General features: G+C 57.9%; 24 protein-coding genes. 8 read left to right on the plus strand and 16 right to left on the minus strand.

Translation table 11 applies throughout. The features are described from left to right. Nucleotides 1–45 precede the first annotated feature (45 nt). From rpmB to B9P63_RS01875, 4 genes are all read left to right on the plus strand, one after another. Nucleotides 46–336: a 50S ribosomal protein L28 gene (gene rpmB, locus B9P63_RS01860; RefSeq protein ID WP_085307054.1), complete on the plus strand. Its 291-nt coding sequence runs from the start codon at nt 46–48 to the stop codon at nt 334–336. Nucleotides 337–439: 103 nt separating this feature from the next. After that, a complete protein-coding gene (locus tag B9P63_RS01865) occupies nt 440–787 on the plus strand; it encodes a hypothetical protein (protein ID WP_085306836.1) in 348 nt (115 codons plus the stop codon). Nucleotides 788–838: 51 nt separating this feature from the next. Next, entirely contained in the window at nt 839–1327 is a 489-nt protein-coding gene (locus B9P63_RS01870) for a copper chaperone PCu(A)C (RefSeq protein ID WP_085306837.1), read from the plus strand. 102 nt (nt 1328–1429) lie between these two features. Beyond that, nucleotides 1430–2068 (plus strand): glutathione S-transferase, encoded by a 639-nt coding sequence (locus B9P63_RS01875; RefSeq protein ID WP_085307055.1) that lies wholly within the window; start codon nt 1430–1432, stop codon nt 2066–2068. A 9-nt stretch (nt 2069–2077) separates the two neighbouring features. Here B9P63_RS01875 and B9P63_RS01880 read toward each other — a convergent pair whose 3' ends face one another. Then, nucleotides 2078–2389 (minus strand): hypothetical protein, encoded by a 312-nt coding sequence (locus B9P63_RS01880; protein ID WP_085306838.1) that lies wholly within the window; start codon nt 2387–2389, stop codon nt 2078–2080. Between the two features lie 199 nt (nt 2390–2588). Between B9P63_RS01880 and lepA the strand changes: the two genes are divergently transcribed. After that, nucleotides 2589–4388 carry a translation elongation factor 4 gene (gene lepA, locus B9P63_RS01885; RefSeq protein WP_085307056.1) on the plus strand — a complete coding sequence of 600 codons (1800 nt, stop codon included), beginning with the start codon at nt 2589–2591 and terminating at the stop codon, nt 4386–4388. 17 nt (nt 4389–4405) lie between these two features. On the opposite strand, the gene B9P63_RS01890 is transcribed toward lepA, so the two are convergent. From B9P63_RS01890 to B9P63_RS01955, 14 genes are all read right to left on the minus strand, one after another. Beyond that, nucleotides 4406–5164: an SDR family NAD(P)-dependent oxidoreductase gene (locus B9P63_RS01890; protein ID WP_085306839.1), complete on the minus strand. Its 759-nt coding sequence runs from the start codon at nt 5162–5164 to the stop codon at nt 4406–4408. Then, entirely contained in the window at nt 5161–6099 is a 939-nt protein-coding gene (locus B9P63_RS01895) for an SDR family oxidoreductase (protein WP_085306840.1), read from the minus strand. The genes B9P63_RS01890 and B9P63_RS01895 overlap by 4 nt, the downstream gene beginning before the upstream one ends. Next, nucleotides 6096–6992, minus strand: coding sequence for a bile acid:sodium symporter family protein (locus tag B9P63_RS01900; RefSeq protein ID WP_085306841.1), 897 nt, complete (start codon nt 6990–6992; stop codon nt 6096–6098). The genes B9P63_RS01895 and B9P63_RS01900 overlap by 4 nt, the downstream gene beginning before the upstream one ends. Then, entirely contained in the window at nt 6989–8305 is a 1317-nt protein-coding gene (locus tag B9P63_RS01905) for a flavin-containing monooxygenase (RefSeq protein ID WP_085306842.1), read from the minus strand. The genes B9P63_RS01900 and B9P63_RS01905 overlap by 4 nt, the downstream gene beginning before the upstream one ends. Before the next feature lie 199 nt (nt 8306–8504). Further along, nucleotides 8505–10709 carry an NADP-dependent isocitrate dehydrogenase gene (locus tag B9P63_RS01910; RefSeq protein WP_085306843.1) on the minus strand — a complete coding sequence of 735 codons (2205 nt, stop codon included), beginning with the start codon at nt 10707–10709 and terminating at the stop codon, nt 8505–8507. A 100-nt stretch (nt 10710–10809) separates the two neighbouring features. After that, nucleotides 10810–11658 carry an NAD-dependent epimerase/dehydratase family protein gene (locus B9P63_RS01915; RefSeq protein ID WP_085306844.1) on the minus strand — a complete coding sequence of 283 codons (849 nt, stop codon included), beginning with the start codon at nt 11656–11658 and terminating at the stop codon, nt 10810–10812. Next, nucleotides 11658–12863: an NAD(P)/FAD-dependent oxidoreductase gene (locus B9P63_RS01920; protein ID WP_085306845.1), complete on the minus strand. Its 1206-nt coding sequence runs from the start codon at nt 12861–12863 to the stop codon at nt 11658–11660. The genes B9P63_RS01915 and B9P63_RS01920 overlap by 1 nt, the downstream gene beginning before the upstream one ends. Then, nucleotides 12860–13252 carry a rhodanese-like domain-containing protein gene (locus B9P63_RS01925; protein ID WP_085306846.1) on the minus strand — a complete coding sequence of 131 codons (393 nt, stop codon included), beginning with the start codon at nt 13250–13252 and terminating at the stop codon, nt 12860–12862. The genes B9P63_RS01920 and B9P63_RS01925 overlap by 4 nt, the downstream gene beginning before the upstream one ends. A 10-nt stretch (nt 13253–13262) precedes the next feature. Further along, the gene (locus B9P63_RS01930; RefSeq protein ID WP_085306847.1) at nt 13263–14438 is read right to left on the minus strand and encodes a CaiB/BaiF CoA transferase family protein; all 1176 of its coding nucleotides are present in this window, start codon (nt 14436–14438) and stop codon (nt 13263–13265) included. Beyond that, the gene (locus tag B9P63_RS01935) at nt 14439–15590 is read right to left on the minus strand and encodes an acyl-CoA dehydrogenase family protein (protein ID WP_085306848.1); all 1152 of its coding nucleotides are present in this window, start codon (nt 15588–15590) and stop codon (nt 14439–14441) included. After that, nucleotides 15587–16450, minus strand: a complete 864-nt coding sequence (locus B9P63_RS01940) for an HTD2 family dehydratase (protein ID WP_085306849.1) — start codon at nt 16448–16450, stop codon at nt 15587–15589. The genes B9P63_RS01935 and B9P63_RS01940 overlap by 4 nt, the downstream gene beginning before the upstream one ends. A gap of 24 nt (nt 16451–16474) precedes the next feature. Continuing rightward, nucleotides 16475–17272 (minus strand): metal ABC transporter permease, encoded by a 798-nt coding sequence (locus B9P63_RS01945; protein WP_085306850.1) that lies wholly within the window; start codon nt 17270–17272, stop codon nt 16475–16477. After that, complete coding sequence (locus B9P63_RS01950; protein WP_085306851.1) at nt 17272–18057, minus strand: ATP-binding cassette domain-containing protein; 786 nt, start codon at nt 18055–18057, stop codon at nt 17272–17274. The genes B9P63_RS01945 and B9P63_RS01950 overlap by 1 nt, the downstream gene beginning before the upstream one ends. Then, a complete protein-coding gene (locus B9P63_RS01955) occupies nt 18054–18536 on the minus strand; it encodes a transcriptional repressor (protein WP_085306852.1) in 483 nt (160 codons plus the stop codon). The genes B9P63_RS01950 and B9P63_RS01955 overlap by 4 nt, the downstream gene beginning before the upstream one ends. A gap of 112 nt (nt 18537–18648) precedes the next feature. Between B9P63_RS01955 and B9P63_RS01960 the strand changes: the two genes are divergently transcribed. Then, on the plus strand, nt 18649–19650 hold the full coding sequence (locus B9P63_RS01960) for a zinc ABC transporter substrate-binding protein (RefSeq protein ID WP_085306853.1): 1002 nt from the start codon (nt 18649–18651) through the stop codon (nt 19648–19650). Here the strand turns inward: B9P63_RS01960 and B9P63_RS01965 are convergent. Then, on the minus strand, nt 19647–20603 hold the full coding sequence (locus B9P63_RS01965) for an L-malyl-CoA/beta-methylmalyl-CoA lyase (RefSeq protein ID WP_085306854.1): 957 nt from the start codon (nt 20601–20603) through the stop codon (nt 19647–19649). The genes B9P63_RS01960 and B9P63_RS01965 overlap by 4 nt on opposite strands. Nucleotides 20604–20887: 284 nt before the next feature. On the opposite strand from B9P63_RS01965, the gene dgcN reads away from it, so the two are divergent. Together dgcN and dgcA are read left to right on the plus strand one after the other, a co-directional pair. Next, complete coding sequence (gene dgcN / locus B9P63_RS01970; RefSeq protein WP_085306855.1) at nt 20888–21889, plus strand: N-acetyltransferase DgcN; 1002 nt, start codon at nt 20888–20890, stop codon at nt 21887–21889. Then, on the plus strand, nt 21889–22854 hold the full coding sequence (dgcA, locus tag B9P63_RS01975) for an N-acetyl-D-Glu racemase DgcA (RefSeq protein WP_085306856.1): 966 nt from the start codon (nt 21889–21891) through the stop codon (nt 22852–22854). Before dgcN ends, dgcA begins: the two co-directional genes overlap by 1 nt. Nucleotides 22855–22861: the final 7 nt, after the last annotated feature.

Genomic DNA, 22861 nt, shown 5'->3' on the forward strand with positions numbered 1-22861 from the left:
GTTCGCAGGGATGTGCCTGCAACGCATGAACACGAGGAAAAGCCCATGGCTCGCCGCTGCGAATTGACCGGAAAAGGCCCGATGTCGGGTAACAATGTCAGCCACGCCAAGAACCGCACACGTCGCCGGTTTTTGCCGAACCTGAATGATGTGACGCTTCAGTCCGAAATTCTGGGCCGTGGTATCAAGCTCAAGATTTCTGCGGCTGCTCTGCGTTCTGTAGATCACCGTGGTGGCTTGGACGCGTTCATGGCGAAAGCGAAAGACACGGAGCTGTCTGATGGCGCGTTGAAAGTGAAAAAAGAAATCGCGAAAGCGCTTACAGCAGCTGCTTAAGCCTTTTTCGGTCCGTTAGAATAAGAACACCCCGTAGCACCTGCTGCGGGGTGCTTCGTTTTGCCTGTTGAACCTGTCTTGGCACGCGCTTAAACCGAATGTCATGACACGATCCTCGCATTTCCTTAGCGCTTTACTTGTGGCGCTTATCGCGTTGACGGCGCAAAGCGCGGCACTCGCGCGCACTATGCCGGATGCGGCAGGGCAGATAGTGCTTTGCACGGGTAACGGACCCTTGATGGTCTATGTCGATGAGGAAGGTCAACCAACCGAGCCGCCGCATCTGTGCCCCGATTATGCGCTCTCTCTTATTGTAGCCTTGGACGTTGTAATATCTGATTTCGCGCCTGTTGGTGTCTGGCAGAGGCAGTGCCGCGAGCATGTGAGTGAGCAGCACATAACTGTGCGCCTTGGCGCGCGCAAAGCGCGTGGACCGCCTGTTTTGATCTGAAGTCCAATCGATTTTTATATCTCAAAACAGATACAGATAAGGAGAGACGAGATGTCTTTCACCTCCAAACTACTGGCCGCTGCCGCGGCTGTCACTTTCGCTTTGCCGGCCCTCGCGGATGGTATGATGATTAATGACGCCTATGCGCGCACTGCGATGAAAGGTGCCAAATCCGGTGCGGCCTTTATGCAGATCATGAACCACACAGATAGCGATGACCGTCTGATTGGCGCGTCCTCCGAGATTGCCAAAAAGGTTGAATTGCACACGCATAAAGACATGGGGGACGGCGTGATGAAGATGATGCACGTGAAGGAAGGCTTTGCCATCCCAGCGGGGGGCATGCACGCGCTGGCGCGCGGCGGCGATCACGTGATGTTCATGGGGCTGACGCAGGATATGATTGCGGGCGAAAGCGTCGAGGTGACGTTGATGTTTGAAAAAGCCGGCGAGATCGTGGTGCAAATTCCGGTCGATCTGGAGCGCCGCGACCATGGCGGTATGGATCACGGCACGATGGGCCATTCCAAGAGCGAATAAGCGGTGCAGGGGGCTTTGCCCCCGCGCCAAGGCGCTCCCCCAGAGTTTATCTGGCAAGATGAACGGGGGGCGTGGTTAACAAAGGGCGAGCGGGAGATGACAATGCAAAGTGACATGCCGGTCTTCTACTCGTTCCGCCGCTGTCCTTATGCGATCCGTGCGCGGCTGGCGATCTTGGCGGCGCAGCAGCAGGTGGAACTGCGCGAAATCAGTCTCAAGAACAAACACGCCGCGTTTTTACGCGCTTCGCCGAGCGGGACGGTGCCGTGCCTCGTTGCTCAAGGCAGCGTGATTGACGAAAGCCTTGAGATCATGCTTTGGGCGCTGCAGCAGAATGATCCGCAGGGTTGGCTTGATATGCCCACTGCGGGTTGGGCGCTGATCGCGCACTTTGATGGCGCGTTCAAGGTTGCGCTGGATCGCACCAAATATGCGGTGCGCTACGCGGGCAGTGACCCTGAGAGCCAGCGTGCCATTGCGCATGGGATATTGAGCGAATTGGAAGCCGAAATGGGCGCGTGGATCTTCGAGCGGCCCAGCATTGCGGATTATGCGATCCTGCCGTTCGTGCGCCAGTTCGCTTTTATCGACAAGCCGCTGTTTGATACGCAGCCCTGGCCGAAGCTACACGACTGTCTCGGCCGTTTTCTGGGCTCGGCCGAGTTTCAGGAGGTCATGGGCAAACATGCGTTTTGGCAGGTCAGCGATGCGCCGACACCATTCCCGCCGCTTGAGCGGTAATTCAGAGCGCTAAGAGCACATCTGCTGCGCGCGCACTCCGAATTCCTTGTAGCGTTTCCAGAAGACTTCATGGCTGTAGCGATCCGACTGACGGATTTCCTGGCTGCGATGCGGGTCCTTGAAAAACGTTGCCGCCAGGCGTTGATCGGACGAGCTAAGCTGACCACGCGCGGCTTTCTGGATGCAGCTGCACAGGCGCCGATTCGCAGCCTTGCGGTCTGATTTCATACATGCGCGCTGCAACGTTCCTGCGTCCAGGGGGGCGGGCACCACAGGTGCTAGTATTGCTGCCAAGGCAACTGTCAAAATGATGTGTTTCATGTCTCTGCCTTTTTGCCGGCATGGGCGCGGGTCTTGATGCCCATCGTCTCTCATGCTGGTTACTCTCGCGTTAATTATAGGGCAAAAACAGTAAAGTTTCAATTCCTGCGCTGGATCGGCGAGGCTTTGCCAATGGCCTAGCCAGAAAGGGGTGCAGGCAGCGCTTGACCAAGGCGCGAATCCAACTCATATCCAGCATATGACAGAGCTGAACAAAATCCGTAATTTCTCGATCGTGGCACATATCGATCACGGGAAATCCACCCTCGCCGACCGCCTTATTCAAGAGACGGGCACGGTGAAGGATCGCGATATGAAAGAGCAAATGCTCGATGCGATGGATATCGAACGCGAACGGGGCATCACCATCAAGGCCAACACGGTGCGCATTGATTATACTGCGGATGATGGGCAGGCTTATGTGCTGAACCTTATCGACACGCCCGGTCACGTGGATTTCGCCTATGAGGTCTCCCGCTCCATGCGCGCGGTCGAAGGCTCTCTGCTGGTCGTCGACAGCTCGCAAGGGGTCGAGGCGCAAACGCTGGCGAACGTCTATCATGCCATGGAAGCGGATCATGAGATTGTCCCGATCCTGAACAAGATCGACCTGCCCGCGTCCGATTGTGACCGCGTGGCAGAGCAGATCGAAGATGTAATAGGTATCGATGCGTCCGAAGCCATACAGGTCTCCGCAAAGACCGGGCAGGGCATTCACGAAACGCTCGAAGCGATCGTGACGCGCCTTCCCGCGCCCAAGGGCGAGCGCGACGCGCCGCTCAAAGCGATGCTGGTTGACAGTTGGTATGATGCCTATCTGGGCGTGATTGTTCTGGTGCGTATTATCGACGGAACCTTGAAAAAAGGTGAACGCATCCGGATGCTGTCGAACGATACGGTGCACCACGTGGACCGCATCGGTGTGTTTCGTCCGCAAATGGAAGTCATTGACGAACTTGGCCCCGGCGAAATTGGTTTTCTGACGGCCTCTATCAAACAAGTGCGCGACACGCGCGTGGGCGACACGATCACCCATGAGCGCAAAGGCACAACAGATGCGCTGCCCGGTTTCAAACCTGCGCAGCCTGTGGTTTTCTGTGGCCTTTTCCCTGTCGATAGCGCCGAATTCGAAGACTTGCGCGACGCGATTGACAAACTGGCGCTGAATGATGCGAGCTTTAGTTTCGAAATGGAAACCTCTGCGGCGCTGGGCTTTGGCTTTCGTTGTGGCTTTCTCGGCCTGCTGCATCTCGAGGTTATTCGCGACCGGATCGAGCGTGAATATGACATTGATCTGATCACGACCGCACCCTCGGTGATTTATCATATCCACATGAAAAGTGGCGAGATGATGGAGCTTCACAATCCCGCCGACATGCCCGACATGACCTTTGTCGATCACATGCAAGAGCCACGTATCAAGGCGACGATTTTGGTGCCGGATGAATATCTTGGCGATGTCCTGAAGCTATGTCAGGACCGTCGCGGAATTCAGCAAGACCTGACCTATGCAGGCACGCGTGCGATGGTGGTTTATGATTTGCCGCTGAACGAAGTGGTCTTTGATTTTTATGACCGCCTTAAATCTGTGACCAAGGGCTACGCGAGCTTCGATTATCAGATTTTGGGATATCGCGAAGATCATCTGGTCAAAATGTCGATCCTCGTGAACGATGAACCTGTCGATGCGCTTTCCACGATGGTGCACCGGGACCGCGCGGAAATGCGTGGGCGGGCGATGGTGGAAAAGCTGAAAGATCTTATTCCGCGCCATATGTTCAAGATCCCGATCCAAGCGGCGATTGGTGGCAAGGTCATCGCGCGCGAGACATTGTCCGCGATGCGCAAGGACGTAACCGCGAAATGCTATGGCGGCGATGCGACCCGCAAGAAGAAACTGCTGGAAAAGCAAAAAGCGGGCAAGAAGAAGATGCGCCAATTCGGCAAAGTCGATATCCCTCAGGAAGCGTTCATTTCCGCGCTCAAGATGGACGGGTAGCGCACTTGTGTTGATCGTTATGCGCCTTTGATATTGCGCTCCATCAAACGCTGGAACAGGCGCGGCGAGAGTGCGTTGATCCACCACGACAGCCGCGCGATGCGTCCGACTGGAATGAAGGGTCGCCCTTTGGCATATCCGGCCAGAATGATCTTGGCCGCAGCATCGGGCGTCATATAATCCAAGCCGTCACGCGCCGATCCGGGGCGCAGCATACCATCGTTCATAGGGGCCGCATTGCCGATATTGGTTGCCACGAAACTTGGCGCGGCGATTAAGGTGCGCACACCGTGCTCTGCCTCTTCCGAGCGCAGCGAAGCGAAAAACCCCTGCAACGCATGTTTGGACGCAGCATAGGCGGCACGATGATAGAGTGGCGAAAATCCGGCGACGGATGAGATGGCCAGATGCGTGCCTTTGCTGGCGCGCAAGGGCGCTAGAAACCCGCGCGCGAGGGCAGTGGCCGCGAAATAATTGATTTCGAAAAGGCGGCGATGTGCGGTGTCTTTGGTGTCCTCGAAGCTGGCGATCTGCGAGACGCCTGCGTTGTAGATCACCAGATCAATGCTGGTGTGCGCGTCGAGGATTTCTGCGACGGTATCGTCCAAAGCAACGCCATCCGTCAGGTCGACTTGGTAGGCGCTCAATCGGTCATTCAGTTCAAGCGCGCTGATATCAATATCAAGCGCGACCACATGCCAGCCCTGCGTAATAAGCCGCGCCGTTAACGCGCGGCCGAGCCCGCCTGCGCCGCCGGAAATCACGACGGTTTTCATAAACCCACGCTTTCGCGCCACAGATCGAACACTTCGCTGGAGGTTTTGTCAGGGATATAGCCAAAATCCCTTTTCAGCGCGTCATTCGCAAGGACGGGGCGGTATTGCAAGAACCTCACTTGCTCGGGACCATAGCGGGACAGGCCCAGCGGTTTGGCGAGGGCTAGCGCGACCTTGAGCACCCATGCAGGCAAGCGCAGAACGGGTTTTTTCAAGCGCGCAGCAATTTCTGTAACGCCAAGCGCGCCGTCGCCTGCGACGTTGTAGATGCCTGCCGGTCCGTCCGTTGCTGCACGCATCACTATGCGTGCCAGATCACGGGTCCAAATGAACACGAAGGGGCTTTCGCTGCCTTTGATCGCGAGCAAGCGAGGCTTGTGAAACAGAGCGGTGATCTGATTGTCCGTTCCGGCACCAAGGACAGTGCCGACGCGCAGCACGACTTGCTCTAGCTGCGGCGCGTCGCTGCGCGCCTTGGCCAGCATTTCCTCGACCTGTCGTTTGTGATCGGCATAGGCGAATTCACGGTTCCCGCGGCATGGATCGCTTTCGCACAAGGGCACCGGATTGTCGGCGTGATAGCCGTAGGCAGCGCCCGAACTGGTCACTACAAAGCGGCGCACGCCGTGTTTGATGCAGGCGTCGAGCACGTTGCGCGTGCCTTGCACATCGACCGCTTGGGCGACTTGGCGCCCCATCCCTGGTGGCGGCGTGACGATTGAGGCAAGATGCACGACGACGTCGGGTTTGATATCGTTGATCACGATTTCCACGTCCTCGCCCGTGACGTCGAGCAGGCGAAACGCAATACCGTGCGGCAGGTCTTTGCCGGAAAGATCGCTCGCGATGATATCGTTGAGGCCCGCCGACACCATCTCGCCAATAAGGGCGCGGCCGATCATGCCTGATGCCCCTGTGATCAGAACGCAGCTCATCGCGGGGCCTTTGTGCGTGCCCAGTATTTCGCGAGGGCAATGCCGGAAATTGCGTGCCAGATACCCCAGAAGGCGGCGACGACGGCCATGCCGCCAAGCCCGCCGAAGAAGCCGAAGATCAACACCAACCCGAGACCGGAATTTTGAATGCCGGTTTCGATGGTGATCGCGCGGCGGTCATAAGATGTGACGCCTGCGAGCGTCGCCAGTGTGAACCCTGTTCCAAGCGCGATCGCGTTATGGGCGATCACCAATGCGATGATGACCCCTGCGAGGCTTAGGAAACTTGCCCAGTTCGCCCCGATTGCGACAAGGATGAAGGCGACAAAGATAGTCATGGACAGCCATTGAAGCGGTTTTCGAATGCGCGCGGTGAGGGCTGGTTTTGTGTGGTTGAGCCAGATGCCAAGTGCGAGCGGCAGGATCAGCATGAATCCGACTGTGATCGCTACCGAAACAGGGTCGATCTGGGTCGCTTGCAAAATTGCGCACGTGGGGGCGTAAAGGCTGCCCCAAAAGGCGATGTTGAGCGGCGTGAGAAAAATCGCGCCAACAGTGGCGAGTGCGGTCATGGAGACGGAAAGCGCAGAATTTCCGCCTGCGCGGTGGGTGATGAAATTCGAGATATTTCCACCCGGGCAGGCCGCGACAAGGATCAGGCCAAGCGCGACGGAAGGCGTCGGAGCGGCAAGGAAGACGAGGCAAAAGGTGAGTGCGGGCAGAAACAGAAACTGCGAAATCAACCCGACGATGAGCGGCTTGGGGGCGCGCGCGAGCGCCTTGAAATCGCGCGGAAGCAGATCGATCGCGATGGAAAACATCACGATCGCTAGGATCGCGTTCAGCGCCAACAAGGAGCTGGCGCTGAAAGTGAGGGCGACATCATCGATCATGGTTTCGCCCCGCCCAGTTTTCTGATCCAGCCTGTGACGGCTTTGCGGTAGGTCGCCTTATCTACGTAATACGCCATGCGCGCGAGGTTGAGATAATTCATCCCGCCCGTGGCGCGCTGGAACCCTTTGGCTTTCTCTGACTGGAGGCCCTTGGCGCTTTGCGTACCTGCTCTCAGGGCTTTGATGTAGCGCACGACCATCTCGGCCTGCTCATGGCGCCCTTGCCAGCCAAGGCCGCTGGCCTCGACCATGCCGAGCACGAAAAGATCATCGCGGCCCGGGTGCATGGCGTTGAGGAAGAGATGCGGCGCATCGCCTTGCCAGTTAAGGTGCTGCTTTTCGATGAACGGATAGTCGAGCCTGTAGCCTGTAGCCGCGAGGATCATGTCGTACTCTCCGCTGGTGCCATCGGTGAAATGCACGGTTTTCCCGTCCATGTGATCAACGTCAGGGCGGATTTTCAAATCACCGTGGCCTGCATGATAAAGAACGAGTGAGTTCACGACAGGATGGCTCTCGTAGAGTTTGTAATCGGGCTTGGGAAAGCCGTATTTCTGCGGATTGCCGACGAACCATTTGAGGATGGTCTGATCAATGGGCCGCTTGAGCCACATGGGCAATTTGATCGCGCCGCCCATGGTGTCTGCGGGTTTGCCAAAGACGTATTTTGGTACGAAATAGTAGCCTCGGCGCATGGACAGGTCAGTGCTTTTGCCATGGTGAATTGCATCGACGGCGATATCACAGCCGGAATTGCCCGCGCCGATCACAAGCACGCGTTTGTCGGTGAATTGCGTGGGGGCGCGGTAATGGGAGGCGTGAATCAACTCGCCTGTGAAAGCGCCCTTGAAGGCGGGCATGTTCGGCGCGCTCAGGGTGCCGTTGGCGATCATCACGCCTGCGAATGTTGCGCTGTGTTCGCCGGCTCCGTCGCGCCATGTGACGCGCCAGCCCTCTCCTGAACGGCCGAGTGGTTCGCAGGTTAGAACCTCTGCACCAAAGTGGTATTTTTCGTAGAGATCAAAATGCTTGGCGAAGTCGTGAAAGTATTGCTTTAGCGCATTGTGCGAGGGGTATTCGGCAACGTCTTCGCGCATGGGAAAGTCGGTGAATTCAGTCATGCGTTTTGAGGAAATCAAATGCGCGCTGTCGTACATGGTGGAGCGTGGCCCGTCGATATCCCACAGGCCGCCCACGTCTGAATGAAGCTCGAAGCCCTGAAACGCGATATCGTGCTGGGCCATCAATTTGGCCGCTGCAAGGCCCATCGGGCCTGCGCCTATGAGTGCGATTTGTTTAGATGTGCCTGTCATGCGTGTCCCCTTGTGCGTCAGATTGGCAAAGGTTTTCGCAAAAGGCGAGAGGGGATGTGCGACTTGTTAGATGAGGCTGTGCTTGGGGCGGGGTAGGGGCGCTGCCCCCGTCTCGGCAAGCCGAGCCTCCCCCGAGGTATTTTGGGACCAGAGAAGTATAGGGCCGCGCGAGAGTTTGGCGTGCGTGGCCCCGATGTGTTTAGCCAATAATGGCGTTCAACGTGGCCGAGGGGCGCATCACAGCGGCTGTTTTGGCCGCGTCGCCGTGATAGTAACCGCCAAGGTCAACAGCGGGGCCTTGGGCGGTGGCGAGTTCGGAAAGGATCGCAGTTTCATTTGACGCCAGCGCCGTCGCGATAGGCGCAAAGTGTGCAGCGAGTTCTGCGTCATCCGTTTGCGCCGCGAGCGCTTCGGCCCAGTAGCGCGCGAACCAATAGTGGCTGTCGCGGTTGTCCGGCTCGCCTACTTTGCGGCTTGGTGAGCGATTGTCGTCAAGGATGCCTTGTGTCGCGGCATCAACGGCTTGTCCTAGAACGCGCGCTTTCTCGTTGGAGCGTGCGTCGGCGAGGAACTGTAGGCTTTCCCCCAATGCGCAGAACTCACCAAGGCTGTCCCAGCGCAGATGGTTTTGCTCCATAAGCTGCTGAACGTGCTTGGGGGCAGAGCCGCCAGCGCCGGTTTCAAACAAACCACCACCTTGCATGAGTTTCACGATGGAGAGCATCTTGGCAGAAGTCGCCAGTTCGAGGATTGGAAACAGGTCGGTGAGGTAGTCGCGCAGCACGTTGCCGGTGATTGCGATGGAGTTTTCGCCTTTGGTGATTGTCTCCAAGGACGCGCGCGTCGCGGCGCGGGGTGCCATGATCTGGAACTTGTCGGCAACGCCCTGCGCCTCAAGGATCGGTGTGACGTATTTGATCAATTCAGCGTCATGGGCGCGGTCCGCATCAAGCCAGAAGATTGCTTCAAATCCTTCCGACCTTTGACGCGAAATCGCGAGGTTCACCCAGTCTTCAATGGGTGCCTTGCGCGTGGAAGCAGAGCGCCAGATGTCGCCTTCCTCTACCTTATGCTCGTGCAGGACCGTGCCATCATCAAGGATCATGCGAACCGTACCGGCGGCAGGCATTTCGAATGTTGTGGGGTGCGAGCCGTACTCTTCCGCCTTTTGCGCCATAAGGCCGATGTTTTGCACAGTGCCTGCGGTGGCCGGGTTCAGTGCGCCGTTTTCTTTGAAGAACTTCACCGACTCGTCATATACGGGCGCGTAGGAGTTGTCGGGAATAACGCAGTTTGCATCGGATTCGCTGCCATCAGGGCCCCAGCCTTTTCCGCCAGCGCGGATCAATGCGGGCATGGAGGCGTCGATGATAACATCGGAGGGGACATGCAGGTTGGTGATGCCCTTGTCGCTGTCCACCATGTAGAGCGGCGGGCGTTTTTTCATGCAGGCGTCAATCGCAGCCATAATTGCAGGCTGGTCTTTGACGCGCGCAAGCAAATCACCCATGCCGGAATTGGGGTTCACCCCGAGGTCGGCCATTTCAGCGCCGAAGATGTCGAAGACCGGAGCGAGGAACACCTTGACCGCATGACCGAAGATGATCGGATCAGACACCTTCATCATCGTAGCTTTCATGTGCAGCGAGAAGAGCGTGCCGTCTGCTTTGGTGCTGTCGATCTCTGCGGCGAGAAATCTATCCAGCGCGGCGGCGCTCATGAAGGTGGCATCGACAACTGTGCCAGCGGGGTAGGAGAGGCCCTCTTTCAGGACAGTTTCGCCGGTTGCGGTTTCTAACACGATCTTGGCAGTGGCCTCAGTGGGCAGAGTCGCGGATTTCTCGTTGGAGAAGAAATCGCCGCCTTCCATTGCCGAGACGCGGGTTTTGCTGTCGGCCGTCCATTTGCCCATGCGGTGCGGGTTGTTCTGCGCGTAGCTTTTTACCGCTTTGGCGGCGCGGCGATCGGAATTGCCCTCGCGCAGGACCGGGTTCACGGCAGAGCCTTTGATCGTGTCGTATTTCGCACGGATCACTTTTTCTGCGTCTGTGGAAGGTGTCTCGGGGTAGTCGGGCAGGCCGAAGCCTTGGGATTGAAGCTCTTTCACGGCGGCGACCAGTTGCGGCACGGAGGCGGAGATGTTGGGCAGCTTGATCACGTTGGCTTCGGGCGTTTTCACCAACTTACCAAGTTCTGCGAGGTCGTCGGACTGGCGTTGAACCTCGCTCAGATACTCAGGAAAGGTCGCAAGAATACGGCCCGCGAGGGAGATATCTTTGGTCCCCACGGACACGCCGGCGGCTGCGGCGAATTTCTGGATGATCGGCAGGAAGGAGGCGGAGGCCAGTTCTGGCGCTTCGTCGACCTTGGTGTAAATGATGTCGGGTGTGTTGTTGTTGGACATGGGAAACCTCTTGGATTGCCGTGGGCTGGATTTGAGGTGTCCTTAGTGGATGGCGCATGAGTCGTCTATAGTATACCGTTGTATACGTTGACGCAGCGGGTCAGCTTTTCTTGCTGTCATCCTCGATATTCAACGCTGCTTGTCCGCTATCACCCAGCGGGACTGACGCGAAAGGACCACCATGGCACATATGGGCAGGTTCATGGGGGTCGAGGAGGCCATCCTTTGCGAACATCGAGTGGGCGAATTGCTCGGCATTGTCCTTGGGGCGAAATCCGAGAAATGAGGCAGCGGCGTTGTCCACGGGCGCGCGATCATTGCGCGAAACGCCATAGCAAATCGTGAATCCCGTGACGGGTGTATCGACAGAGCGCTGCACGAGTTGGATCAGATCATCATAGCTGAGCCATGATCCGACCGAACGCGTGTTGCCGACCTTGGCGCAGCTGTAAATGCGCAGGCAAACCGCTTCGATGCCGCGTTTTTCCCAGACCATGCGCGCAAGGTCTTCGGCGAAGCACTTGGACAGCCCGTAATAAGTGTCGGGGCGGTGGGGGACATCCGTGCCAATGAATTGGGTCTTGGGGTACATGCCGACGGCATGGATGGAAGAGGCATAGACGATGCGGCGCACGCCGTTGCGGTGCGCAGCCTCCCAGATGTTATAGGCCCCGATGATGTTGGAGTGCAGGATCGCATCGAACGCAGCTTCGTCCCCGATCGCGCCGAAATGTATGATCATATCAGCGTCTTTGCTCAGCGCTTCAATTGCGCCCAGATCGCCAAGGTCTGCCTTGATGTATATCTCACCCGGGTAAAGCCCCCCGATGTCCTCGGCCAGATCGCTGGAGACCAGTGTTTCACACATCTTGGAGAGCGGTTCGCGCAGGTACGAGCCAAGGCGTCCAGCGGCCCCTGTCAGAACGAGTTTCTTGAGCTTAACAGTCATCAGATGATCGCCTTTTCTTCAAATGCGCGCCCTTGCAGGATCCGCTCGAACCCGAAGGGCGACATATCCAGCGAGCGGTATCCGCCGTAGGTGAGCCATTCAGCTGTGGCGCGCCCCATGGCGGGGCTTTGTTGCAGGCCATGGCCAGAAAATCCGTTGAGGAAGATGAAATTCGTGAGCTCAGGGTGGGGCCCTAGAACAGCGTTCTGATCAAGTGTGTTGTAGGCATAATGCCCTGCCCATTCGGTTACGACTTTGATTGCTTCGAACTGGGGGATGCGCGATGCGATAATGGGCCAGACGTGGTTTTCCCAGCGACTGTGATCCATGTTGAAATCTGTGGGATCGACGGCGATGTCGTCCTCCGGATTTGGGGCACTGCCCGCAAGATAGGTCTTGGGCCCGTCTTGGCGGACATGCACGCCAGAGGGATCAATCGTCAGGGGTAGATCCTGATCGAGTGGTTGCTCGGCGCTGAAAATCCATGTGAAGCGTTTGCGCGGCTCGACAGGTAAATTGATCCCCGCCATTTTCGAGGTGAGCGCCGCGCGTGGACCTGAGGCGTTCACGACCTGGCCACAGGCGATCACTTCACCGCTTTCCAGCGTCACGGACTGCACCTTGCTGCCCTGCACATCTATTGCTGCAACGCGGTTGGTGACATATTCTACGCCGCGATCTTTGGCGGAGCGGCGCCACCAGTCGAATACCGTGCCTCCGTCCCAGTAACCCTCGTCCTTGAGGTTGATAGAGCCGAGCAGAATGTCATCGACATTGTAGAACGGATAGCGCGCTTTAATTTCGTTTGCGTCTAAAAGCTGGGTCTCTGCGCCTGCCTCCAGCTGTACTTTCTGATTGGAGCGCAGCACATCGGCAAAGCCTTCATTATCGGCCAGATACATATACCCGTAGTTTTGGATATCCAGCTCAGGCACGCGTGTATCACCGCCCATGTAGCCGCGCAGGTTCTTGATGAATTCGGCAGCGAACTGGCTGATCTGCACGTTGATTTTGTTGGAAAACTGCTGGCGCATGCAGGAGTTCGTGTGCGCAGTCGAGGATTTGGCGTAGCTGCTGTCCATTTCCACGACCAGAACAGAGCCGTTGAAATCGGGGTTGTCCGTCAGAAACCAAGCGGTCGAGGAGCCCATCATCGCACCGCCGATGATGACCACATCGTAGCTGGATTTGGAGGGCGCGCTCATGTTGCTTTCTCCACCGGCCCACCTTGTGCTTCCCATGTCGAAAAACCCTCGCGTAGATGTGCCGCATCAAAGCCCATCTGGTTCAAGGTATTCACGGCGAGCGCAGAGCGCCATCCGGAGGCACAGTGGAACACGAACTGCTTGTCCTCGCCGAAGATGGTTTTGAAATAGGGGCTATCGGGGTCGATCCAGAACTCCAGCATGCCGCGCGGTGCATGCACGCTGCCAGGGATAAAGCCGCCTCGCTGGCGTTCTCGGACATCGCGGATATCGACGACGACCACGTTCGGGTCATCGAGCATGGCGATCAGATCAGGGGTTTCAATCTCGCGGATCTCCGCACGCGCATTGGCGACCATTTCTGCCGCAGTGGTTTTGAGTTTAGCCATGTCTTGTCCCCTAGATAACGCCCTTGCCAGAGAGCGCATCAATGCTGGCGCTGTCCATCCCCAATTCTTCCAAAATGGCGCGCGAATGCTGGCCGAGTGCGGGGATCGCGTCCATGCGCGGCTCTGCCCCGACGCCGCCGGGGGGGAGGAGTGCGGGCATGGGGCCAACAGGCGTGTCTACTTCGCGCCAGCGACCGCGTGCTTTAAGCTGTGGGTGCGCCCAAAGCCCTGCCATATCGTTCATGCGCGCATTGGCGATGCCAGCGGCGCTGAGTTTAGTTATGACTTCCTCAGCGCTCCACTTGGAAAAGGTGGCCATGATGATCGCGGTCAGGTCGAGTTTGTTTGCCGCGCGCGCGTGATTGCTATCGAAGCGCGGGTCGGTTTCAAGCGCTGGAGCCTCAAGGATGTCACGGCAGAACGTGGTCCATTCACGGTCATTTTGCAGACCCAGCATCACTTCTTTGCCGTCCCCTGCCATGAACGGGCCATAGGGAAAGATCGTTGCATGCGCCGCCCCTGCTCGGGCGGGTGGCTCAGCGCCGTCTGTGGCGTAATACATCGGGTAGCCGATCCATTCCGCCAGCGCTTCCAGCATCGAAATATTGATTTCAGCGCCTTTACCCGTCTTGCCCCGTTGGAGCAGGGCCGCGAGGATGTTGGTGTACGCGTACATGCCAGCGGCGATATCAGCGACGGAAATGCCTGCCTTGCTGGGTTTCGTGTCCGTACCCGTGATCGACAGAAAACCCGCTTCGGCCTGCACCAAAAGATCATAGGCCTTGCGGTCTGTTTCCGGTCCATTGGGGCCGTAGCCGGAAATGTTGCAAATGATCAATTTGGGGTGCTTAGCGTGCAAGGTTTCAAAGCCAAGCCCCATGCGGTTTGCCGCGCCGGGGGCGAGGTTTTGAACGAGGATATCTGCGGTGTCGATTAGCTTGCTCAGCACCTTCATTCCATCCTTTGATTTCAAATCCAGCGTGAGGCTTTCCTTCGAGCGGTTGCTCCAGACGAAATGCGAGGACATGCCGCGCGCGCGCGTGTCGTAGCCGCGTGCGAAATCACCCTTGCCGGGGCGCTCGATCTTGATCACCCGAGCGCCCAGATCAGCGAGTTGCCGTGTTGCAAAGGGCGCGGCAACCGCATGTTCCAGCGCGATCACCGTGATACCATCAAGGGGCAACATCTAGAACGACCTTGGCAGGCCAAGCATATGCTCGGCCACGTAGGACAGGATCAGATTGGTCGAAATGGGTGCGACTTGGTAGAGGCGCGTTTCGCGGAACTTTCGCTCGACGTCGTATTCCGATGCAAAGCCAAAGCCTCCGTGGAACTGGATGCAGGCGTTCGCGGCCTCCCAGCTGGCCTTGGCCGCGAGGTATTTCGCCATGTTGGCCTGCGCACCGCAAGGCTGCCCCGCGTCATAGAGGCGGCAGGCCTCAAAACGCATAAGGTTGGCCGCTTCAATCTCGATATGTGCTTCTGCGATGGGAAATTGCACACCTTGGTTTTGTCCGATGGGACGGCCAAAGACTTCGCGTGTTTTGGCGTATTCCGTCACCTTTTCGGTGAACCAATAGCCATCCCCGATACATTCCGCTGCGATCAGCGCGCGTTCGGCGTTGAGACCATCCAGGATATACTTAAAGCCCATTCCTTCCTCGCCAATCAGGTTTTCGGCGGGGATTTCGAGATTGTCAAAAAACAACTCGTTGGTTTCGTGGTTTACCATGTTGGGAATCGGTTTCACTGTCAGCCCGTTGCCAATGGCATCGCGCAGATCAACGATGAAAATGGACATACCGAGGGACTTTTTCGTAACCTCTGCCAGCGGCGTTGTGCGCGCGAGCAGGATCATTAGATCGGAGTGTTGCACCCGAGAAATCCAGACCTTTTGTCCGTTGATCACGTATGTATCGCCGCGTTTTTCGGCTTTGGTTTTGATCTTGGTCGTGTCGGTGCCTGTGGTGGGCTCGGTTACGCCCATGCTTTGCAAACGTAGCTCGCCTGAGGCAATGCGCGGTAGGTATTTCTGTTTCTGCGCGTCCGAGCCATGGCGCAAGAGCGTGCCCATATTATACATCTGCCCATGGCACGCGCCGGAATTACCGCCCGAGCGATTGATCTCTTCCATGATCACGCTGGCCTCGGTCAATCCCAGGCCCGATCCGCCGTATTCCTCGGGGATCAGTGCGGCCATCCAACCTGCTTTGGTGAGCGCATCGACGAAGGCTTCGGGGTAGCTGCGCTCGTGGTCGATCTGGCGGTGGTATTCCGGTGGAAATTCAGCGCAAAGCGCGCGAATGGCGTCGCGGATATCTTGGAATTGATCGTTCATGTGTATGGTCCTAGAGTTGCTGTGCCTTCCATCGCTAATGCGCCGTCATGGCGCTTGATCCACAATTTGACCGTGCCATCGGGATTAGCTAAGCCATGGACAGAGAAGGGGTTTGTGTCGAAAACTGGTGCGAGTGCGCGAAATTCGAAGGCATTGATCTGCGCATCAGGCATCTTGCGCCGTAGCACATCGAGCATGAAAGTGGCCAGCAAAGGGCCGTGAACGACGAGGCCGTCATACCCTTCCGTGCCAACGCAAAACGGCTGGTCATAATGGATGCGGTGGCCATTGAAGGTCAGAGCCGAATAGCGGAACAGAAGTACAGGGTCTGGGTCGATTTTTCTAGAAAAATCGCTGTATTCCGGCGCGAGGTGCAGTGCGGGTGATACGGCGTCTTTCGCAGGTGCTGCGCGGTAAACGATGTCATGTTCTTCGCTTAGGCACAGCAAGTCGCCGTCAAACACTTCGTGCAGCACGGTCACGAAGACCAGATCGCCGCTGCGGCCTGACTTATGCGACATAGTTTTGATTTCGGAGCGTTTGAGCAGGGCTTGGCCAATTTTCATCGGTGCGAGAAAGGTCAGCCGACTACCCGCCCACATGCGGCGGGGCAGGGGCACGGGCGGCAGGAACGTGCCAAGCGCGGCATGGCCGTCGTAGCCGCGGTCTTGCAACTTGTGCAAGGGGAGGAAATGCAGCCAGTGCCAAAGCGGTGGCAGCGCATCGCCGATGCTATATTCGGCATCGTTGCGATCCAGCGTCGCGGCCAATGCGTTCGCGGGAAAAGCAGCGATCAGATCGCATTGCTCTTCGCTGCGCCCTTGCCAATCGCGCAGATGATCAATGTTGATTTCGCTCATCAGATCGCCCCTTCTCTTCGCTTGCTACCGCTGTCGCAGCAGGTTGAGCAGACTGGCCCCTGCAAAGCAAGCGGCGCCCAGGCAAACAATCGTAGGGCCCGTGGGGGTGTCGTAAAGATAGGCCAGTTGCAATCCGCCAATGGCACAAAACGCGCCGATTCCGGCGGCGATCAAGGCCATGCGCTCTGGCGTGTTCGCGAAGGGCCGCGCGGCGGCAGCGGGAATGATCAAAAGCGCAGCGATCAGCAAAACGCCGACGACTTTGATCGCAACCGCCACAACAAGCGCCAGCGCGATGGTCAGCACCATTTGCTCTCGACGCGGATTGATGTCGGCGGCATAGGCAAGATCGGCACTGAGGGTCGCGGTCAACAGCGCCGACCAACGCCACCAGAGCAGCGCCATCACCAAGGCCGCGCCGCCCCAGATGATTGCGAGGTCAAAACGGCTCACCGCAAGGATGTCGCCAAACAAATAGGCCATTAAATCAATGCGCACGCCTTGCAAGAGCGAGACCGTGACGAGGCCAACCGCTAGCGCGGAATGCGCCATGACGCCAAGCAATGTGTCCATCGCATAACCGCGCCCCGACAGAGCGGAGACGGCCCAGCCCATAAGTAAGGCCAGGGCCAGCACGCCTGCAAAAATCGAAGTGCCGAACGATAAGGAAAGTGCGATCCCGAGGATGGAGGCATGGGCCGTCGCTTCGCCGAAATAGGCCATGCGCCGCCAGACCACAAAGCAGCCAAGCGGGGCGGCGGCAAGCGCAACACCAAGTCCGGCAAGGGCCGCGCGGATGAAGAAGCTGTCGAGCAGGCTCATCAGGCGTCCTCATGTTCGTGTGGATGATTGTGGTCAGGGACGTGTTTGTGGGTGTGGGTATGGCCGTGATCATGCGCGTGGTGGTGGTGATCGTGATCGTGGCGATAGAGCGCGAGCGCGCCTTGTGTGCCCGAACCAAAGAGCGCGCGATATTCCGGCGCGCTGGCCACCACCTCGGGCGTGCCTTCGCAACATACATGCCCGTTCAGGCAAATCACACGGTCCGAGGCGGCCATGACGACGTGCAATTCGTGGCTGACCATTAATACAGCGCAGCCAAGCGTGCTGCGCAGTGTCTCGATTTGCTGATAGAATGCGGCAGAGCCGGGTTGATCGAGACCCTGTGTCGCTTCGTCGAGGATCAGCAGTTCCGGGTTGCCGAGCAGCGCGCGCGCCAGCAGGACGCGCTGGAATTGACCGCCCGACAGATCAGCCATCTGGCGCGCGCCAAGCGTGCTCGCTCCAGCTTGCGCCAAGGCCTCTTGGGTCTGTTGCGGCGATACTTTGCAAGGCAGTGATAAAAAACGGGCGACGCTCATTGGCAAGGTTGGATCGATGTGCAGTTTTTGCGGGACATAGCCGATGCGTAGCCCCGGCTTGCGGGTCACTTCGCCTTTGGCAATTTCGGTGGCTCCGATCAGTGCGCGCAAAAGCGTTGATTTGCCCGATCCGTTTGGACCGACAACGGTGACGATTTCCCCCGATGCAATATCCAACGTCACATTTTTTAGCACTGCGGCTTTGCCGCGGTGCACGCTTAGCCCTTTGGCGCAGATCAGTTTCATAGTGCGGCGCTTTCTGCGCAATTGGGGCACACGCCCTCGGCTTCGAGCACCGTGCGCTCGATCTGGAAGCCCGCTATGCGCGCACTTGTGCCCAGTTGCCCGCGCGTAGGCTGCGTCTGCGCTTCAGCCACCCCGTCGCATTTGCGGCAAATCAGGAAGGCAGGGTCATGGGCTTCGCCGGGGTGGGCGCAAGCAACAAAAGCGTTTAGGCGTTCGATCTTATGAGCAAAGCCGTGCGAAACGAGGAAATCCAGCGCGCGGTAGGCGACGGGCGGTTGCGAGCCGTGGCCCTCGGCGCGTAATTTATCAAGGATATCATAAGCCCCAAGCGCGCGGTGCTCGTGTAGTAGCATCTCCAGCACGCGGCGACGCACGGGGGTGAGTTGCAGCCCCTCGGCGCGACAATGCGCTTCGATCTGCGCCAGATTCCCTGAGATGCAATGGGCGTGATTATGCTTGGAAAAACCGATTGGGTCCATGGCGTGCGCTTCTTCGTTGGAATGAAATTGTTATATTATAACATTTTCCGATTGACGATAAGCGTTATAATATAACATATGCACATCAACGCAACACGAAAGGATCAAACTCATGCGTAAAATTATTTTCTTGCCTCTGGCATGTTTTGCAATGCCGCTTGCAGCCGAGCCGATCCGCGTTGCTGTTGATATCGCGCCAATCCATTCGCTTGTGGCCCGGGTGATGCAAGGAGTAGGTGAACCTGATCTGATCGTTGCGCCTGATGCTTCGCCACATACCTACGCACTACGTCCATCACAAGCGGCAGCCTTGGAGCGCGCACAACTCGTTTTCTGGACAAGTGCCGAGTTGACGTCTTGGTTGCAAAACCCACTGGAAACTCTGGCGAGTAATGCGGTGATTTCTGAAATGATGCTGATCGACGGAACGGTGCATCACGCTTTTCGTGAAGGCCATGAGGCGCACGAGGGTCACATGGAGCATGATGCGCATGAAGAAGATAGCCATGACAAGGATGAGCATGGCCATGGCGGTGGGCATGATGAAGAACATGAACACGCGCACGACAAGGAGCACGGGCATGATCACAGCGATGCGGCCTTTGATCCGCATGGCTGGCTAGATCCGCAAAACGCAGTGCTCTGGGTGCAGGCGATAGCTGACGCGCTCTCGAGCGCCGATCAGGAAAACGCGGCGATTTATGCTGCCAACGCCCAAGCTGCGCAGGTGGAACTCACGGCGCTTAGTGCAAATATTACCGCTCAGATGGAGCCGTTTCAGGCGTCATCTTACATGGTGCTCCATGATGCCTTCCAGTATTTTGACCGTCGCTTCGGCCCCGCATTTGCAGGCGCTATTGCGCTGGGCGATGCGGCGGCCCCCAGCCCTGCGCGGATATCCGGTGCGCGTCACGCCTTGGAAGAGTCTGGCGCGACGTGCCTGTTCAAAGAGCCACAGCAAAGCGCGCGTCTGGTGGAGGTTGTGCTTGAGGGCAGTGATGCAAATCTCGGAGAGCTTGATGCAATCGGGGCCAGACTTTCGCCCGGCCCCTATCTGTATACGCAGCTTCTGCAAGGTCTTGCCGATAGCTATTCCGGCTGTTTGGCAGATTAACCGGCGATCATTTCTGAATTGCGCACGATCACTTCGGCCTGCTTGATGGATGCTATGTCCACCAGTCGGCCCTTGTAAACGGTCGCGCCTTCGCCCTTTGCCTTGGCCTCTTCCATCGCCGCGAGGATTTCGCGGGCCTCATTGACGGCCTCGGTGGAGGGGGTAAAAACCTCGTTGGCGAGGGTGATCTGCTTGGGGTGGATCGCCCATTTACCGACCATTCCGAGTGTGGCCGAGCGGCGCGCTTGTGCGCGGAAACCTTCGTCGTCGGAGAAATCACCGAAGGGGCCATCGACAGGCAGCACGCCATGCGTGCGGCAAGCGGCAACAATAGCGGCTTGCGCCCAGTGCCACGGGTCGGACCAGTGTTTCGCGCCCTCGTGCATCATATAGTAGTTTTCCTGTGTGCCGCCGATTCCCGTGGTTGCCATGCCCATGGAGGCGGCGAAATCGGCTGCGCCAAGGCTCATCGCTTGCAAGCGCGGCGACGCGGCGGCGATCTCTTCCACATGTGCGATGCCTGCTGCGCTTTCGATGATCACCTCGAAGGAAATCCGCTTGCTGCGTCCTTTCGCAAGCTCGATCGCGCTGACCAACGCGTCCACCGCGTAAATGTCCGCGGCGCAGCCCACTTTAGGGATCATAATCTGATCGAGACGCTCGCCCGCTTGCTCGAGCAGATCAACTACATCGCGATACCAATAGGGCGTGTCGAGCCCGTTGATGCGCACGGAGAGCGTCTTGCTGCCCCAGTCCACATCGCTGATTGCCTTGATCACATTGGCGCGCGCACTGTCCTTATCGGAGGGCGCGACCGAATCCTCGAGGTCGAGGTTGATCACATCAGCCGCGCTTGCTGCCATCTTTTCGAAGATCGCAGGACGCGAGCCCGGGCCGAACAACTGGCAGCGGTTGGGGCGTGCGACGGGCGTTGGTTGGATGCGGAAGCTCATGGCGACCCTTTCAGGTAATTTAATTACGTTTTTCTTGCCGTCAGAGATATTTCGTTGCGAAGCTCTGCGCAAGCAGATTTCTGCGCCTGCATAGTCGAGCGCTGCATTGCAGAGATGTCAGTTTGTGCAGGGGGACAAGAAAGTTCGAAAGATTCTTCGATAAATTTAAGAATTTGTGCAAGAAATTACGAATACTAGTGCGAGTATCGAGGAAAAAGAAAGAAAATCGTGATCAAGTCGCTCCAATCTAAGCGCCAAGACATTTAGATTCTGAGGGGACCACCATGATCGAGACACCATATCTGCTCTTCCTGGGCGACGCACCTGACCAGCTTTCCGCCAAAGTGGCGCAGGGCATCAAGGATTGGCGTCCCGAAAATTCCGTTGGCCAATTGCGCCTGCCCGGCTGTGGTACCGATATCGGCCTTCAGGACATGACCCTCGCGGAAGCAAAGGCTGCCGGTGCCAAGACGTTGGTCATAGGCGTTGCCAATCGCGGCGGTATCATTAGCCAGGCATGGAAAGACGTTTTGATCGAGGCGCTGGAAATGGGCTATGATCTGGCTTCCGGTTTGCATAACCTGCTGCGCGATGAAGGTGATCTTGTCGCTGCGGCGCAGATGCACGGCGGGACCTTGCACGACGTGCGCGTTCCTACGGTTGGCTATCCCATTGCCAACGGAATCAAACGTACAGGCAAGCGTTGCCTTGCAGTTGGGACGGATTGCTCAGCGGGCAAGATGTATACGGCGCTGGCGATGGATGCGGAGATGCAGGAACGCGGTCTTAAATCTACCTTCCGCGCGACGGGGCAGACGGGAATTCTGATCACAGGGCATGGCGTGCCGCTCGATGCGGTGATCGCCGATTTCATGGCGGGTGCGGTCGAGTATCTTACGCCGGATAATGATGAGGATCATTGGGATATGATCGAGGGGCAAGGCAGCCTGTTCCACGTTTCCTATTCTGGTGTCACCATGGCGCTGGTACATGGTGGCCAGCCCGATGCGCTGATCCTGTGTCACGAGCCGACACGCACGCATATGCGCGGCCTGCCGGGGTACTCGCTGCCAACGCTTGAGGTGCTGCGCGATACCGCACTGCCGCTGGCCCAGGTCGCAAATCCCGCGTGCAAGGTGGTAGGCATTTCGGTCAACACGCAGCACATGTCCGAGGACGATGCGGTTGCCTACCTCAAAGACGTAGAAGAGCGCATGGGCCTGCCTGCGGTTGATCCTTACCGCCACGGCGCGGGTCGTCTTGTGGATGCGTTGGCGTCAATTTGATGCAAATCGACATCAGCTACGATGTGTTCAAGCTCGCGCAGGTCTTCACGATCTCGCGCGGGTCTCGGACGGAGGCCAAGGTGCTTACGGTCAAACTGAGCGATGGCGCGCATATCGGCTGGGGTGAATGCGTACCCTACGCGCGCTACGGCGAGACGATGGAGAGCGTAGAGGCGCAAATTCGCGGCCTGCCTGCTGATATGTCGCGCATGGCGCTTTATGATTTGCTGGAGCCGGGGGCGGCGCGCAATGCGGTGGATTGCGCGCTGTGGGATTTGGAAGCGAAGCGGACGGGTCGACCGGTTTGGGATCTCGCGGGTCTGCAAAAACCCGGACCTGAAATTACGGCCTACACGCTCTCGCTTGGCACGCCCGAAGCGATGCAGTCACAGGCGCGCGAAAATGCGCACCGCCCACTGCTGAAGATCAAGTTGGGCACGCCCGATGATATGCCCCGCCTTGAGGCCGTGCGCCGCGGCGCGCCTAAATCGCGGATCATCATTGACGCGAACGAGGGCTGGAGCGCGGACGTCTACGCAGAGCTTGCGCCGCATCTTGTCGGCCTTGGCGTGGAGTTGGTCGAGCAACCGCTGCCCGCTGGCAAGGATGATGCCTTGAGCGAAATCGAGCGGCCTTTGCCCGTTTGCGCCGACGAATCCTGCCATGACCGCGCAAGCCTGCCTGCGCTCAAGGGAAAATATGACGTGGTGAACATAAAGCTGGATAAGACCGGCGGATTGACCGAAGGCTTGGCGCTGAAACAAGAGGCAATTGCGCAAGGCTACGGTGTGATGGTCGGCTGTATGGTCGGATCATCGCTCGCTATGGCCCCTGCGACATTGCTTGCGCAGGGCGTCTTGTTCACGGACCTTGACGGCCCGCTCCTTCTGGCCGAAGACCGCGACACGCCCCTTCACTTTGACGCCGCTGGCGTCCATCCACCCAAACCTGAACTTTGGGGATAGGAGACAC

It is taken from the genome of Planktotalea arctica (genome assembly GCF_002105285.1).
Taxonomy (GTDB): Bacteria; Pseudomonadota; Alphaproteobacteria; order Rhodobacterales; family Rhodobacteraceae; genus Planktotalea; species Planktotalea arctica.